Origin of the sequence: Streptosporangium brasiliense (assembly GCF_030811595.1) — a bacterium.
GTDB classification, from domain to species: Bacteria; Actinomycetota; Actinomycetes; order Streptosporangiales; family Streptosporangiaceae; genus Streptosporangium; species Streptosporangium brasiliense.
In genome coordinates this window covers 698464-712615 of sequence record NZ_JAUSRB010000001.1, presented here as the reverse complement: position 1 = coordinate 712615, position 14152 = coordinate 698464, and the positions used below count along the sequence as shown (strand labels likewise).

Genomic DNA, 14152 nt, shown 5'->3' with positions numbered 1-14152 from the left:
GCCCCTGAAAGGGACATCGGACCCGAAGGCACGCCCCCGCAGGTCACCCGGGCCCGGCGGGACTCCGGGGCGGTGGTGGTGTGCACAGGTAGGGGTAGGCCAGGACCAGAGCGGCGGCGGTCAGGCCGATCCCGCAGTAGACAGGCGCAAGGTGCCAGAAGTCGGTGTAGCCGACCTTCCAGTGCACCACGACAGGGGGCATGAACCCCGCCACCGCGGCCGACGCCAACGACCGCCATACCCATGCCTCGCCGCGGCGCCATCCCCAAGCGCTCAGCAGCGTGATCGCCACGGCTGCGGCCATCAACGCACCACCGAACCCTGACCGGTCGTGCGCGATGAACGGCAGCAGCCGGGAGCTCACGGCGCGCAGGTCGCCGGGCGTGGCACCGAGGAAAGTCAGGTCGCTGGGGACGAACACGCGAGTGAGCCCCACGACGGACACGGCCGCCCCGCCCGCCAGCAGCCCCACTCCCGTGATGATCATTAGAAGTTGACCCAGCAGTGCCCTCCGCCACCGGGACGGCGGCCCCTCCGCCATCGATGTCCACTGTGGACGGGCCGGGGCCCGGAAGGTGGCGAGGACGAACATCGGGACGAGCACGACCGTGACCGCGATGTGCAACGGCTCCACGAATCCGAATCCCAGGAAGTAGAACAGGGTGAGGAACGCGATGGCCCCCGAGATCAGAAAGGCGTTCCGAGCCCACGGCCACCCGCGCCGGATCCCACCGACGGCCAGCCCGGTGTAGAGGATCCCGGTCGCCACCATCGTGCCGGCCATGGTGATCCTGTCGTGTTGAAGGAAATGCACCAGGTTGTGGTTGGTGCTGTGTATCTGGTGGAGGTCCAGGCCGAGGAAGTCCCGGTCGTACCAGAGCAGGACCGGACCGAGGGTGATGGCGGCCGCGCCCAGGCCCGCGCAGATCATCCCGATCCCCACCCATAGCCCCCACCACCAGGCAGGCCACCGTCGGGGATCACGGCCCACACTCCACAAGGCCGGCATCGGGTACGTCGGCGTGGCCGCTTCGGCCACCCGCTGAAACCAGCCGGGCCCCGCTTCCACCAGGGTCGCCGGAGTCGCCACGACTGCCTTGGTGTCATCCCTCAGGGCCGTCAGCGCGTCGGCGACGGCGGGAGCGGTCATCTCGACCACGTCCGTGTCGTCGGTCAACACCGCGTCGACATGGGCGGTGAGCGCCACCGCCACCGCGGGATCGGTCGTCCGCGCGAACACGGGGCACCGGCGGCCGGCGGCCGCCGTCCGCACCAGGTCGACATCGTCGCGGCCGACCGGCGCCACCACGATCAGACCGGCCCCTTGGGTCGGCAGCGCGCGGACAGCGTCGCGTGCCGTCGCCGGCGACACCACGGCGCCCAGCCGCGTCGCCACGCCGATACCGGCAACGGTCCCGGACAGCACGGCCGGGGGCGCGGTGTGGCCGAACACGCCGGCGATCACCCGGCGTCCGCCGGGCAACGAGGTCAAGGTCGCCAACGTCCGCAGAGCGGTCCGTTGCGATCGTCGTTGACCGAGCAAGGCACCCGCGAGCCCGCGCAGCGGGTGATAGGTCCAGTCGGGCATCAGGGTTTCCATCCGAGAATCGGTGTCATGGAACGTAGGGTCGCCGAGTTCGGTGTCAGTCTGGCGGCGAGATCACGGGCCTTGACAGCCGGTGGCCATGACCACTGTCCGACGGCCCCCAGACGGGCCGATCGGCGCACCACGTCCTGGGTCCTGGACCTACGCCGCCGGTCGTAGCCGGCCAGGCCCGAGGCGATGTCCGGCGCCCGGTCGAGGCAGGAGGCCAGGACGACGGCGTCTTCCAGAGCTTGGCAGGCGCCCTGTCCCAGGTTGGGCGTCATCGCGTGGGCCGCGTCACCGAGCAGCGCCACCCGACCGCTGACATACCCGGACAGCGGTGGCAGGTCGTAGATGTCGTGCCGCAGTACGTCGTCCTCGGCGACCGCGGCCAACAAGGTGGGGATCGGTCCGGCCCATCTCCCGAACCGGCGGTGCAGCTCGGCCCATTCGCCGTCCGGGCTGACGCCGCCGGCGGGCACCGTGGCGGTGGCGAAGCAGTAGGCCCGGTTGCCGGGCATCGAGGTGTATCCGAACCGTTCGCCTCGGCCCCAGTTCGAGGCGCCGTCGGTGAGCGGGGCGGGCAGCCGCGAGGTGATCATGCGCCAGGCGGTGTACCCGGCGTATCGGGGCGGCCGTGCGTCGGGCCGTCCAAGGCGGCGCACGGTGCTGTGCAGGCCGTCGGCACCGACCGCCACCTCGGCGCGCAGGCTCCCGTGGTGGTGTTCGACCACCACCGCATCGCCCTCGTCATGTACCCCGGTGATCGTGGTCGCCGGCCGTAGCGTCTTTCTCGGCAGCGCCTCGACCAGGACCCGCACCAGGTCGGCGCGGTGCACCACGACCAGCGGCCATCCGAACCGCTGTTCGAGCTCGACGTTGTCGGTCCGTGCCAGCCAACGACCCGCCCGGTCGCGCACACCGCCACCGGCCTCGACTGCGCCCAACTCCCTGACCCGGTCGGCCAGACCCAGGACTGCCAGGGCCCGCAGCGCATTGGGCCACAAGGACAGGCCGGCGCCGATCTCGGTGAACTGCGCGGCCTGCTCGCAGACCTCCACCCGCCAACCTCGACGGCACAGGGCGACCGCCGCTGCCAGCCCGCCGATCCCGCCGCCGACGATCACCGCGGTACGCCCGGCCGTCACAGCCGTTTTCTCAGTGTCGCCCGCGCCGCGCCGCCCGCATGATCATGCATTGGAGCTGCACATCCGCCCCGAAAATCATGACAAAACAGATATATTTCCGCCGGGCTCTCGGCGTCTCCGCTTACCCATGGCATTTGTGCAGATTAGCGCGGCGCATATCGATTCTTGCACCAGACAGAATCGGAGCGCTGTCGGATCCACGGCTGGGAGGCATGGTCTCCGTGCGTCCTGTCTCCACGCGGTGGGCTGGGAGGTCGCCAGGCTGGTCCCCTTCAAGGCACGCCACTGGTCTCCTTCAAGGCACGCCCGGCTGGTCTCCCTCAAGGCACGCCCGGCCGACAGGACCGCGGGGGACTCAGAGCGCCACGTCGTAGGAGGCGATGACCACACCACCACCCGGGAACCGGCCCGCCGGGGTCACCACGACCCGCCTGCCCGGGTCCTGGTAACCGTGCTCGGTCAGCCACAGCAGGGCGGCGGGCCCCAGGTCGCTGTAGGCGATCGGGGAGTCGGGCGAGAAGAGGTCCTCGCCGGCCGAGTGCTGTCCGGTGTCCCCTTCGACGATCCACAGGGTGTAGGTGGTGTAGTCGGTCATGGCGACCCCCGTGCCGTAGTCGTTGCTCTGGGGATCCATACCCACCTGAGGCAGAGCGACAAGAAGCACCCGTACAGACAAGATGCGCACACCTGTATAGACAAATAAGCAACTTGTACAGGGCTGAACTGCTGATATCGGCTTCCGATGCGCGCTAACTGATCGACAACCCGCGTACACCGTGTTTTTACCGGAGCACTCCACTCTGATGACGTCCCTACGAACGCAGAAGGAGTCCGGATGCGCCGGGTATTCATGGCGGCGGCAGCCGTGGTGGCACTCAGCCTGACGAGCACGCCCGCCACGGCCGAGGCCGACGGCACCCTCACCGCCGTCTCGACGTCGGTGAAAGCCGGCGAGCCGATCAGCCTCACATACTCCACTCCTCGCCCCGACCCGAAGAACTGGATCGGGCTGTACACCGACCCCGGCAACGGGCCCGTCGGCGAGACCAACGTCGGCCCCTCCCTGAAATGGGTCTACATCCCGGCGGGCAGCGGCACCGCGACGCTGCCCACCGACGGCCTCGAACCCGGGAACTACGTCGCCTACGCCTTGGCCAAGGACGGCTACGCCTGGCTCGCCCAGCCGGTCAGACTGCGGATCACGAGCAACGAGTCGCTGCACTTCGTCAGCGATGCCATCCCCTTGCGCAACGCCCGCGCGTTCAAGCCGTACGCCGCCACCGTCAAGGGTCTGCTGCGTGGCGACACCGACGGCCTGACCTTCCGCAAGACCGGCGGCCCTCGCTGGGTCACCGTCGGCGCGGACGGCGCGATCTCCGGCACGCCCCACCCCTCCGACGCGCACCGGCCCGCGGCGGTGAGGATCGAGGCGCGCAACGCCGCCGGGGAGACCGCGTCGGCGACCGCCGAGATCGAAGCGAGGGTTCCGGGCGCCAAGCTCGTACCCGACCTCAAGGCGATGAGCTGGAACCTGTGGCACGGCGGCAGCCAGGTCAAGGGCGGCCGTGAGAAGCAGCTGAAGTTCCTGCTCGACCACGACGTGGACGTGGTGGGCATGCAGGAGACCTCGTCCACCTCGGCCAAGGAGCTCGCCGAGGCGCTGGGCTGGGACTACTTCCAGGCCGGTGCCGACCTGGGCATCGTCAGCCGCTACCCGATCGTGTCACGGGGCCCGCTCCCCACCGAGTCGGGCCTGGCCGGGGCCACCGTCAGGATCCGGGTGGACGAACAGCGCAGGCAGGACGTCGTCGTCTGGAACGTCCACCTCGGCTACACCCCCTACGGCCCCTACGACGCCTGCTTCGGGAAGATGACCCAGGCCGAGTTGCTCGCCCGCGAGACTTCCTCCCGCCGCACCCCGCAGATCACCGCGATCCTGGCGGCCATGCAGCCTGACCTCAAGGACGCCGGGCAGACCCCGGTCCTGCTGACCGGCGACTTCAATGCCCCCTCCCACCTGGACTGGACGCGCGCGACCAACCGCTGCGGCTACGACTCCGTGGCCTGGCCCACTTCGGTCCTCCCTGAGAAGGCCGGGCTGAAGGACTCCTTCCGCGTCGCCAACCCCGACCCGGTCGCCGTCCCCGGCACCACCTGGTCACCGATCTACCCGACCTTCACCGGCGGCTACGGTCACGACGCGCACAAGGGCGAGCCCGAGCCGCAGGACCGGATCGACTTCGTGCACTACGCGGGCAAGCTCGGCGTCACCGACTCCCGCACCCTGGTCGAGGGCACGCCCACGGCCATCCCCAACCACCGTGACAACGCCTGGACCTCCGACCACGCCGCGGTCCTCACCACTTTCCGCATGCGCTGACCCGCAACGGGGAAGGGCGGTCCCACGCCGCCCTTCTCCCCTTGCGCGCGGTCTGCGGCTACTGGGTTGCGCACGATCTGCGGCTACCGAGCCACGCGGGTCCGGGCTCGGCGTCGGAGGCCGGAGCCAGGCGGGTCCGGGATCAGTCGTAGAAGCCCAGGCGGCGCAGCTGCTTGGGGTCGCGCTGCCAGTCCTTGGCGACGCTGATCCGCAGGTCGAGATAGACCCGGGTGCCGAGCAGCGCCTCGATCTGCTGGCGGGCCCGGCTGCCGACGTCCTTGAGCCGGCTGCCCTTGTGGCCGATCACGATGGCCTTCTGCGACGGGCGCTCGACGAACATGTGGGCGTAGATGTCGAGCAGGTCGTCACGGCCCTGCCTGGGCAGCATCTCGTCGACGACGACCGCGATCGAGTGCGGCAGCTCGTCCCGGACGCCCTCCAGCGCCGCCTCGCGGATCAGCTCGCCCACCAGCACCTGCTCCGGCTCGTCGGTGAGCTGGCCGCCCTCATACAGCGGCGGGCTCGCGGGGAGCCGGCCGATCAGCACGTCACCCAGCACGTCGAGCTGCTCGCCCGACTGCGCCGAGACCGGGACGATCTCCTCGAAGTCGGCGAGCTGGGAGAGCGCCAGCAGCTGCGCGGCGATCTGCTCGCGGGTCGCCAGGTCGCACTTGGTCACCACGGCGACGACCGGGGTCTTCTTGACCGCGGCGAGCTTCTCGGCGATGAACCGGTCGCCCTTGCCGATGGGCTCGTTGGCGGGCACGCAGAACCCGATCACGTCGACCTCGGTGAGCGTGGACAGCACCAGACTGTCCAGCCGCTCGCCCAGGAGGGTGCGAGGCCGGTGCAGCCCCGGCGTGTCCACGATGATGAGCTGGGCGTCCGGACGGTGCACGATGCCCCGGATGACCCGGCGGGTGGTCTGTGGCTTGGAGGAGGTGATCGCCACCTTCGTGCCGACCAACGCGTTCATCAGCGTGGATTTGCCGACGTTGGGCCGGCCGACGAAGCAGGCGAAACCGGCATGGAAATCAGCGGCTGAGGAACTCACGTCATCCATTGTCGCCGATGTCGGCCTCAGCTCTGACGCACGGTCCCGTCGGGACCGGCCACCAGCAGCGTCTTGCCGCCCATTTCACGGACCGCCCGCGCGTCCGCGTCGGCCGGGCCGTCCCCGGCGGTGACCAGCGCGGCCGCCTCCAGGGACTCGGCGCCGCTGGAGACGGCCATCGCCACGGCGACCTGCAGCGCCGAGAGCGTCAGCGACGGCAGCGCCACGTTGGTCGCCGCGTAGGTCCGGCCGGTCTCGTCGCGTACGGCGGCGCCCTCGGCGGCGCCGTTGCGGGCCCGGGCGGAGCGGGCCAGAACGATGATCTTGTTGTCCTCGGGGTCGAGGGTCGCGTCACTCACAGCGCCAGGGTAGTCAGCGCGCGGCATCCGGTCCCAACCGACCTGCCCGCCGTCCGCCGTACGGCGCTGCCGGGGTGGAGCCTGCCTCACCGTTTTCCGGGATGCCTCGCCCATGTCGCCGGGCAATCGTGATCTCTACGGTGGTCCCATGACCACGACCGGACTGACCACCCCCTGGGACAGGATCCACGCCCACTGGTCGGCGCGGACCTGGCTGCGCACCTCACATGTGGTGACGGGCCTGCCGATCGCCCTGCTGGCCCTGGCCGTCATCGTCGGGCTGACCGCGCTGTCGGTGCTGCTGGTCTGGACCGTGGTGGTCCCGTTGATCGCGCTGCCGCTGCTGTTCCGGTCGGTGCCGATGTTCACGCGGCTGCAACGGGCCCGGTTCCTGGCCTTCCTGGACGTGGACATCCCCCGGGCGCCCCGGCGTCCCAAGGAGCGGAACCCGCTCAAGTTGCTGGTCCGGGAGGCGCGGACGGGAAGCTTCTGGCGGCAGCTCGCCTATCACCTGCTGTCACCGCTGATCAACGGGGTCGGATTCCTCATGGTGATCGGGGCCTGGGCCGGAGGTCTGGTCGCGGCCGAATTCGCCGTCCAGGGCTGGATCATCTCGGAGAGCATGATGATTGCGGCATCCGCCCTGGCAGCGGTGTTGCTGCTCGTCACCGGGCCGTGGGTGGCACACGGGGTCACCGCGCTGGACACGATCGCCGCCGGGGCCCTGCTCGGCCCCAGCCGCAGCGACCTGCTCGTCCAGCGGGTCGAGACCCTGCAGGAGAGCCGCGCCGAGGTGGTCGACGCCGCGGACGCCGAGCGCCGCCGGATCGAACGGGACCTGCACGACGGCGCCCAGCAGCGGCTGGTCTCGCTCGCGATGAGCCTGGGGATGGCCCGGGCCACGCTCACCGACGTCCCCGAGCCGGCGCGGCGGGCCATCGCGCAGGCCCACGAAGAGGCCAAGCAGGCCCTGAAGGAGCTGCGCGACTTCGTGCGCGGGCTCCACCCGGCCGTGCTCGACGACCAGGGGCTGGACGCCGCGCTGTCCGGCATCGCCGCACGGGCCCCCTTCCCCGTACGGCTCCGCGTCGACGTGCCCGAGCGCGCGTCACCGACGATCGAGGCGATCGCGTTCTTCGTGGTCTCGGAGGCACTGACCAACGTCTCCAAGCACGCCGGGGCGTCCGGCGCCGAGGTCACGGTCCAGCGGGCCGCCGACCGGCTCCGCCTGGTCATCGTCGACGACGGCCGGGGCGGCGCCCGCCTCGGCGGCGGGACGGGACTGCGCGGTCTGGCCCAGCGGGTCGGCTCGGTGGACGGGACGCTGGACGTCGACAGCCCGCAGGGCGGTCCCACGGCGATCAGGGTGGAGCTGCCGTGCGAATAGTGCTCGCCGAGGACTCCGTCCTGCTCCGGGAGGGGCTCATCTGGCTGCTCGGCTCCGCGGGCATGGAGGTCGTGGCGGCGGTGGCCGACGCCGACGGGCTGCTGCGCGCCGTGGACGAACACGATCCCGATCTCGTGGTCACCGACGTGCGGATGCCGCCCTCGCACACCGACGAGGGCCTGCGCGCGGCACTCGTGCTCCGCCGGCAGCGACCGGGTCTGGCGATCCTGGTGCTCTCGCAGTACGTGGAGGAGCGCTACGCCACCCGGCTGCTGTCCACCGAGACCAGCGGCATCGGATACCTGCTGAAGGACCGCGTGGCCGACGTCGCCGAGTTCCTGGACGCCCTGCGCCGGGTCGCCGCCGGCGGCACGGCCCTGGACCCGGAGGTGGTCGCCCAGCTCCTGATCCGCAGGCACAGCGACCCGCTGGACCTGCTGACCCGCCGGGAGTACGAGGTGCTGGCGCTGATCGCCGAGGGCAGGTCGAACACCGGGATCGCCGAAGCCCTGACGGTCAGCGAGGGCGCCGTCGGCAAGCACATCAACAACATCTTCACCAAGCTCGGCCTCTCCGGCGCGGACAAGGACCACCGCCGGGTGCTCGCCGTACTGCGATTCCTGAAAGTGTGAGGGAGAGACATGCCGATGCGGAGCACCGTCCGGACCGCCTGGATCATCGTGGGCGGAGCGCTCACCGCGCTGATCGTGTCCTGGATCGGGCTGACCGCGTGGTCCGAGGTGAGCCGGACGGAGGCGACCGGCGACTCCTACGAGAGTTCCCTGCTGCGCCCCGCCAGGCTGTCGGAGACCTCCGTCCGCGACTACACGTTCACCTCGCCCGAGCTCGTCGTGCGGGCGGAGGGAGGGGTCGACGTCTCCGTCGTCACCGGCGCGGCGGGACGGCTGTCCGTCAGACGGGAGATCTTCTGGTCCGAAGGCGGTCCCGGCCCCGACCAGGGCAGACCCAACCTGTCCGAGCGGTGGAACGGCAGGACGTTGCGGGCCACCGTCGACTGCCCCGGCGGCACGCGGCCCGGCGAGCCCGTCTGCCACGCCGTCTACACACTGACCGTGCCCGCCGCCACCGACGTCGAGGCGGCGACCCGCTCCGGAACCGTGTCCGCCCACGCCGTCCAGGGTGACCTTCGGCTGTCCACCGGCTCGGGTGAGGTGACCGTGACCGGCGCGCAGGGGACGCTGTGGGCGCGGGCCGGGACGGGAGACGTGACCGCGACCGGCCTGCGATCGGCCGTGGCCGACGTCGAGACCGGCAGGGGTGACGCCGTGCTGGGCTTCCAGCATGCCCCCGACGACGTCAGGGCGGTCGCCGGGAAGGGCGGTGGCGTCGATGTCACCGTGCCGGACGGCGCCGGCTACCGGGTGGAGGTGAACGCCCGCGAGAGCACCGTCGAGGTCCCCCGGGACCCGGACGCCCCGCGGAGGATCACCGCCGTCGCCCCCGAGGGCCGGCTGCGGATCCTCCCGGACGGCCGACGGTGAAGGCGGGGCAGCCGGCGGTGAAGGCGGGGCGGGCGGGTCACGTGCCCCGGGGCGAAGACACGCCCGGCCGTGGGCCACGGGATCCGCGGCAGACCGGACGGCCGGCGGTGAAGGTACGGCGGGCGGCCACGCTCAGTGGGCTGCCTGGGCGACGAGGAACTGGGCGAGCTGCTGGGTGCGCCTGACGTCGACGCCGGCGATCCCGGTGTGCACCAGCGAGACCACGGTGCCCCCGATGCGGGCGAAGACCATGTGCATCTCGTAGGGATAGCCGTTCAGCCGGCCGCGCAGCCGCTTGGCCTGCATGTCGTCGCCGGCGGCGTCCAGATTCAGGCTGGACACCCGCAGGGAGGTGGTCCTGCCCGGCTGGCGTCTTCTTGCAACCGGGCAGCCCTCCAGCGCCTCGGTGAGCTCGGCGAAGTGCTGCTCGGCGGCGGCGCCGGTGTAGGAGGCCAGGCCGACCCCGATCAGCTCGCCGAGCTCGGCTCCCGGGTAGGTCGCGTCCACCCGGGTCCCCTGCGCCTCTCGCGGCAGCCTGCCCCCCGCCATGTCGAGAACGACCCGGCAGTCACGGTCGGCGGGGCGGAACGGGGACTTCCACCCCTCGCCGGACCAGGAGGAGAATCCCTCCGGTAAATCCTGCGCTTTCGGTAATAACCCGCGTAACCGTGTCAGTTCCGTGACGGTGTCCTTTCGAGCCTGCTCCGGCTCCGCACCGCACGCTGCCAGGGTCCCGGCCAGAGCCACGCAGACGCCTGCCGCAACGGCAATTCGAATCCCCCGCGTCATGACTATTCCCCCGATGTCACGTGCGAGGTGTCTTATCCCCGCCGATCCGCTTTCTTCCCCATTGGTAAAAGCGGCAATCATCGGGAAACGCCTAAGGGTGTTCTCAACCGCTTTATGCGGCTGAGAACACCCTCAGTGAGCGACACAGAACCGGCTGACGCCTGTCTCCATGCTCTTCTCCCCTGTGAAGCCGTCCCGCGCGCCGCGACCCCTCCCGGCTGCGGGGACATCTTCACCGGCTCCCGCGCGACCGGGTGCCGTGAGACGACGATGACGGACACCGCTTGCAACCTGCTTGTGGGCCACTTGGGGGAGCCGCCCGTCCCCTGCCCTCGGGGTCCTCACCGGGTCCCCGCTTGCCCTCGGGGTCCTCACCGGGTCCCCGCTGCCTTCCGGGTCCTCACCAGGTCCCCGCCGGGCGCACGCGCCCGCCCCGGCCGGCCGCCGGGGGGCGCGGTCACGTCCCGGCGCGGGCCGACGGTCACGTCCGGGGCAGGCACGGTCACGTCCGGCGCGGACCCCTAGTCATGCTCCGCGGAGGCCCCGACCGAGTCGGGCTCGGCCGGAGCGGTCCGCCGGACGACGACGGTGCCGATCCGGTTGCGGCGCCCGGCGAGACTCTCCGCCGTCAGGCTGAGCCCCTCCACCACGGCCTCGGAGCCGGCGATCGGCACCCGGCCGAGCGCGTGGGCCAGCAGGCCGCCGACGGTCTCGACGTCGTCGACCTCCAGCTCGATGTCGAACAGGTCCGCCAGGTCGCCCACGGGCAGCCTGGCGGTCACCCGGACCGATCCGTCGTCCAGCGGCTCCACGCGGGGAGCCTCCTGGTCGTATTCGTCGGTGATCTCGCCCACGATCTCCTCGAGGACGTCCTCGATGGTGACCAGACCCGCCGTCCCGCCGTACTCGTCGATGACGATGGCCTGGTGGATCTGGCGGGCCTGCATCTCGCGGAGGAGCTGGTCGATGGGCTTGCTCTCCGGCACGTAGGTGGCCGGACGCATGATCGTCTCGACCTGCTCGGCACGGCCGTCGTCGCCGGTCTCCTGCACCCGGCGGACGATGTCCTTGAGGTAGGCGATGCCGATGACGTCGTCCTCGTTCTCGCCGACCACCGGGATCCGGGAGAACCCGCTGCGCAGGGCGAGCGACAGGGCCTGGTTCAGCGTCTTGCCGCGCTCGATGAACACCATGTCGGTGCGGGGCACCATGACCTCGCGGACCAGGGTGTCTCCGAGCTCGAAGACCGAGTGGATCATCTCCCGCTCGTCCGGCTCGATGACCCTGCGCTCCTCCGCCAGGTCGACCAGGTCGCGCAGCTCGGCCTCGGAGGTGAAGGGCCCCTCCCTGAAGCCCTTGCCGGGCGTCACGGCGTTGCCCAGCAGGATGAGCAGCTTGGGGAGCGGTCCGAAGATCCGGGTCAGGCCGTACACGAGGGGGGCGCTGGCGAGCGCGATCGGCTCGGCGTGCTGGCGGCCCAGCGTGCGCGGGGACACGCCGACGATCACATAACTGATCACGATCATGACCGCCGCGGCGGCGGCGTAGGCCCAGCCCTGGTCGCCGAGCCAGTCGATGAACAGCAGCGTCGCGATCACCGTGGCGATCAGCTCGCAGCTCAGCCGGAGCAGGAGCAGCAGATTGAGGTAGCGCGGCGGATCGGCGACGATCGCCTGCAGGCGCGCGGCGCCCCGACGGCCGTCACGGGCGAACTCCTCCGCCCGCACCCGTGAGATGCGGGCCAGAGCAGTCTCCGCACTGGCTATCAGGCCACCGACCACGACCAGGACGACGGCCGAGAACAACCACCCGTTGGCGAGGTTCACCGCTGGGGGCGCACCTCCCGCCACGACTCCAGGAGCTCGCCCTGCAGGCCGAACATCTCCTTGTGCTCCTCGGGCTCGGCATGGTCATAGCCGAGCAGGTGGAGGATGCCGTGCGCGCACAGCAGCTCCAGCTCCGCCTCGGTGCTGTGCCCGGCCTCGGCCGCCTGCTTGGCGGCCACCTGCGGGCAGAGCACCACGTCGCCCAGGAGCGCCGGGTCGGTGGGGGCGTCGCCCTCCTGCCGGGCTCCGGAGCCCGGACCGGGACGGAGCTCGTCCATCGGGAAGGAGAGCACGTCCGTCGGGCCCGGCTCCCCCATCCACTGCTCGTGCAGCACCGCCATGGCCTCTTCGTCCACGATCAGGATGGACAGCTCGGCGAGCGGGTTGATGTCCATCCGCTCCAGCACATGGCCGGCCAGCGAGACGATGAGTCCTTCGTCGACCTCGACGCCGGATTCGTTGTTGACCTCGATGCTCACTGTCCGTTCACCGTTCCTCGCTCGCCACGCGGCCCGATCGTGCCCCGTGGCCCACTCCGCCCGCCGCGCCGGATCCGCTGCGCGCTCATCTTCTCTCCCGCGGGCGCTTGACCATGCCCTTGATCGCCTGAGGCGCGTTCTGCCGCTGCGTCTCGTCATAGCGCCCGTAGGCGTCCACGATGTCGCTGACGAGCTTGTGCCGCACCACGTCGACACTGGTCAGGCGGCTGAAGTGGATGTCGGCGATGCCGTCGAGGATCTCCTGCACCACCCTCAGACCGCTCAGGGTGCCGTTCGGCAGGTCGACCTGGGTGACGTCACCGGTGACGACGATCTTCGAGTTGAAGCCCAGCCGCGTCAGGAACATCTTCATCTGCTCGGGCGAGGTGTTCTGCGCCTCGTCCAGGATGATGAAGGCGTCGTTGAGCGTGCGGCCGCGCATGTAGGCGAGGGGAGCGACCTCGATCGTGCCCGCGGCCATCAGCCGGGGGATCGACTCGGGGTCGAGCATGTCGTGCAGCGCGTCGTAGAGGGGGCGCAGGTAGGGATCGATCTTCTCGTAGAGCGTGCCGGGCAGGAAGCCCAGCCGCTCGCCGGCCTCGACCGCGGGGCGGGTGAGGATGATCCGGTTGACCTTCTTCTCCTGAAGGGCCCGCACGGCCTTGGCCATCGCGAGATAGGTCTTGCCGGTGCCGGCGGGGCCGATGCCGAAGACGACGGTGTGCCTGTCGATCGCGTCGACGTAGCGCTTCTGGTTGACCGTCTTCGGGCGGATGGTCCGGCCCCGCGAGGAGATGATGTCGAGGGAGAGCACCTCGGCCGGACGGTCGGAGCTCATGCGCAGCATCGCGATGCTGCGCTCCACCGCGTCCGTCGTCAGCTCGGCGCCTCCCTGGACGAGCTCGGACAGCTCTTCGAACAGGCGCACCACGACGCTGCTCTCCTCCGGGCTGCCGGTGATGGTTATCTCGTTGCCCCGGACGTGGATGTCGGCGCGGAAGGCGCCCTCGATGACCCGCAACAGCTCGTCGCGCGAGCCCAGCAGGCTGACCATCGAATGATCATCCGGAATCACCACCTTCGCCTGGGTCCGGCTGGGACCCTTCGATCGCGGCGGGGATGTTCTGCTGGAATCGTTTGTCTCGGACATAGACGGGCCTTTCGGCCTGTTCGCCTCCAGATATCGGCGTGGGACTTCTACGCCATGGTATCCGTGATCGACGTGATCGCGCTTGTCGGTTTTACCCGGGCGGCCAGGTCAGGCCGCGTCCGCCGAGCACGTGTCCGTGCACGTGGGGGACGGTCTGGCCGGCCTCGGCGCCGGTGTTGAAGACCAGGCGGTATCCCGAGGCCGCGACGCCCTCCTGCTCGGCGACGGCGTGCGCCGCCTTGAGCACGTCGTCGGCGAGCCCGTCGTCGGCCGCGGCCAGCGCGGCCGCGTCCGGGTAGTGGTCCTTGGGGACCACTAGCACGTGGGTGGGGGCCTGCGGGTTGACGTCCCGGAAGGCCAGCGTGCGGTCGGTCTCATGGACGATCTTCGCGGGGATCTCCCCGGCGACGATCTTGCAGAACAGGCAGTCGGCTTCGCTCACCATGCAGGCACCCTATCCGTCCGTGACGTTGTCAATCGGTGATGGTCCATC

At 70.5% G+C, this 14152-nt stretch carries 14 protein-coding genes; 4 read left to right on the top strand and 10 right to left on the bottom strand.

Features of this window, described 5'->3' with window-relative positions; genetic code table 11:
- Positions 1-43: 43 nt before the first annotated feature.
- The 3 genes from J2S55_RS03160 to J2S55_RS03150 form a co-directional block, all read right to left on the bottom strand.
- Positions 44-1492, bottom strand: coding sequence for a hypothetical protein (locus tag J2S55_RS03160; RefSeq protein ID WP_306857136.1), 1449 nt, complete (start codon positions 1490-1492; stop codon positions 44-46).
- A gap of 95 nt (positions 1493-1587) precedes the next feature.
- Positions 1588-2733, bottom strand: coding sequence for an FAD-dependent monooxygenase (locus J2S55_RS03155; protein ID WP_306857135.1), 1146 nt, complete (start codon positions 2731-2733; stop codon positions 1588-1590).
- 355 nt (positions 2734-3088) lie between these two features.
- A complete protein-coding gene (locus tag J2S55_RS03150) occupies positions 3089-3367 on the bottom strand; it encodes a hypothetical protein (RefSeq protein WP_306857133.1) in 279 nt (92 codons plus the stop codon).
- Between the two features lie 201 nt (positions 3368-3568).
- Here J2S55_RS03150 and J2S55_RS03145 point away from each other — a divergent pair, with 201 nt between their 5' ends.
- A complete protein-coding gene (locus tag J2S55_RS03145) occupies positions 3569-5113 on the top strand; it encodes an endonuclease/exonuclease/phosphatase family protein (protein WP_306857131.1) in 1545 nt (514 codons plus the stop codon).
- Between the two features lie 142 nt (positions 5114-5255).
- Here the strand turns inward: J2S55_RS03145 and era are convergent, their stop codons facing one another.
- Together era and J2S55_RS03135 are read right to left on the bottom strand one after the other, a co-directional pair.
- On the bottom strand, positions 5256-6176 hold the full coding sequence (gene era / locus J2S55_RS03140) for a GTPase Era (RefSeq protein WP_306857130.1): 921 nt from the start codon (positions 6174-6176) through the stop codon (positions 5256-5258).
- Positions 6177-6193: 17 nt separating this feature from the next.
- Entirely contained in the window at positions 6194-6526 is a 333-nt protein-coding gene (locus tag J2S55_RS03135) for a cytidine deaminase-like protein (RefSeq protein WP_503167696.1), read from the bottom strand.
- Positions 6527-6674: 148 nt separating this feature from the next.
- Between J2S55_RS03135 and J2S55_RS03130 the strand changes: the two genes are divergently transcribed.
- From J2S55_RS03130 to J2S55_RS03120, 3 genes are read left to right on the top strand one after another with little or no spacing between them, the layout of a single operon-like run.
- The gene (locus tag J2S55_RS03130) at positions 6675-7913 is read left to right on the top strand and encodes a sensor histidine kinase (RefSeq protein WP_306857128.1); all 1239 of its coding nucleotides are present in this window, start codon (positions 6675-6677) and stop codon (positions 7911-7913) included.
- Positions 7904-8545 carry a response regulator transcription factor gene (locus J2S55_RS03125; RefSeq protein WP_306857126.1) on the top strand — a complete coding sequence of 214 codons (642 nt, stop codon included), beginning with the start codon at positions 7904-7906 and terminating at the stop codon, positions 8543-8545. The genes J2S55_RS03130 and J2S55_RS03125 overlap by 10 nt, the downstream gene beginning before the upstream one ends.
- A gap of 15 nt (positions 8546-8560) precedes the next feature.
- Complete coding sequence (locus tag J2S55_RS03120) at positions 8561-9415, top strand: DUF4097 family beta strand repeat-containing protein (RefSeq protein WP_306857124.1); 855 nt, start codon at positions 8561-8563, stop codon at positions 9413-9415.
- Positions 9416-9547: 132 nt separating this feature from the next.
- Here J2S55_RS03120 and J2S55_RS03115 read toward each other — a convergent pair whose 3' ends face one another.
- From J2S55_RS03115 to J2S55_RS03095, 5 genes are all read right to left on the bottom strand, one after another.
- Positions 9548-9964 carry a hypothetical protein gene (locus J2S55_RS03115; protein WP_306857122.1) on the bottom strand — a complete coding sequence of 139 codons (417 nt, stop codon included), beginning with the start codon at positions 9962-9964 and terminating at the stop codon, positions 9548-9550.
- A 761-nt stretch (positions 9965-10725) separates the two neighbouring features.
- On the bottom strand, positions 10726-12030 hold the full coding sequence (locus tag J2S55_RS03110) for a hemolysin family protein (protein WP_306857120.1): 1305 nt from the start codon (positions 12028-12030) through the stop codon (positions 10726-10728).
- A complete protein-coding gene (gene ybeY / locus J2S55_RS03105) occupies positions 12027-12509 on the bottom strand; it encodes an rRNA maturation RNase YbeY (protein WP_306857119.1) in 483 nt (160 codons plus the stop codon). Before ybeY ends, J2S55_RS03110 begins: the two co-directional genes overlap by 4 nt.
- A gap of 85 nt (positions 12510-12594) precedes the next feature.
- Positions 12595-13659 (bottom strand): PhoH family protein, encoded by a 1065-nt coding sequence (locus J2S55_RS03100; RefSeq protein WP_306857117.1) that lies wholly within the window; start codon positions 13657-13659, stop codon positions 12595-12597.
- Positions 13660-13750: 91 nt separating this feature from the next.
- The gene (locus J2S55_RS03095) at positions 13751-14101 is read right to left on the bottom strand and encodes a histidine triad nucleotide-binding protein (protein ID WP_306858551.1); all 351 of its coding nucleotides are present in this window, start codon (positions 14099-14101) and stop codon (positions 13751-13753) included.
- Between the last annotated feature and the right edge of the window lie 51 nt (positions 14102-14152).

What these genes read in the sequence shown, in the direction of transcription:
- J2S55_RS03115 (WP_306857122.1), bottom strand. Translation starts at nt 9,964, where the DNA reads ATGGCGGGGGGCAGGCTGCCGCGAGAGGCGCAGGGGACCCGGGTGGAC.
- J2S55_RS03100 (WP_306857117.1), bottom strand. Translation starts at nt 13,659, where the DNA reads ATGTCCGAGACAAACGATTCCAGCAGAACATCCCCGCCGCGATCGAAG.
- J2S55_RS03120 (WP_306857124.1), top strand. Translation starts at nt 8,561, where the DNA reads ATGCGGAGCACCGTCCGGACCGCCTGGATCATCGTGGGCGGAGCGCTC.
- J2S55_RS03150 (WP_306857133.1), bottom strand. Translation starts at nt 3,367, where the DNA reads ATGGATCCCCAGAGCAACGACTACGGCACGGGGGTCGCCATGACCGAC.
- era (WP_306857130.1), bottom strand. Translation starts at nt 6,176, where the DNA reads ATGGATGACGTGAGTTCCTCAGCCGCTGATTTCCATGCCGGTTTCGCC.
- J2S55_RS03145 (WP_306857131.1), top strand. Translation starts at nt 3,569, where the DNA reads ATGCGCCGGGTATTCATGGCGGCGGCAGCCGTGGTGGCACTCAGCCTG.
- J2S55_RS03130 (WP_306857128.1), top strand. Translation starts at nt 6,675, where the DNA reads ATGACCACGACCGGACTGACCACCCCCTGGGACAGGATCCACGCCCAC.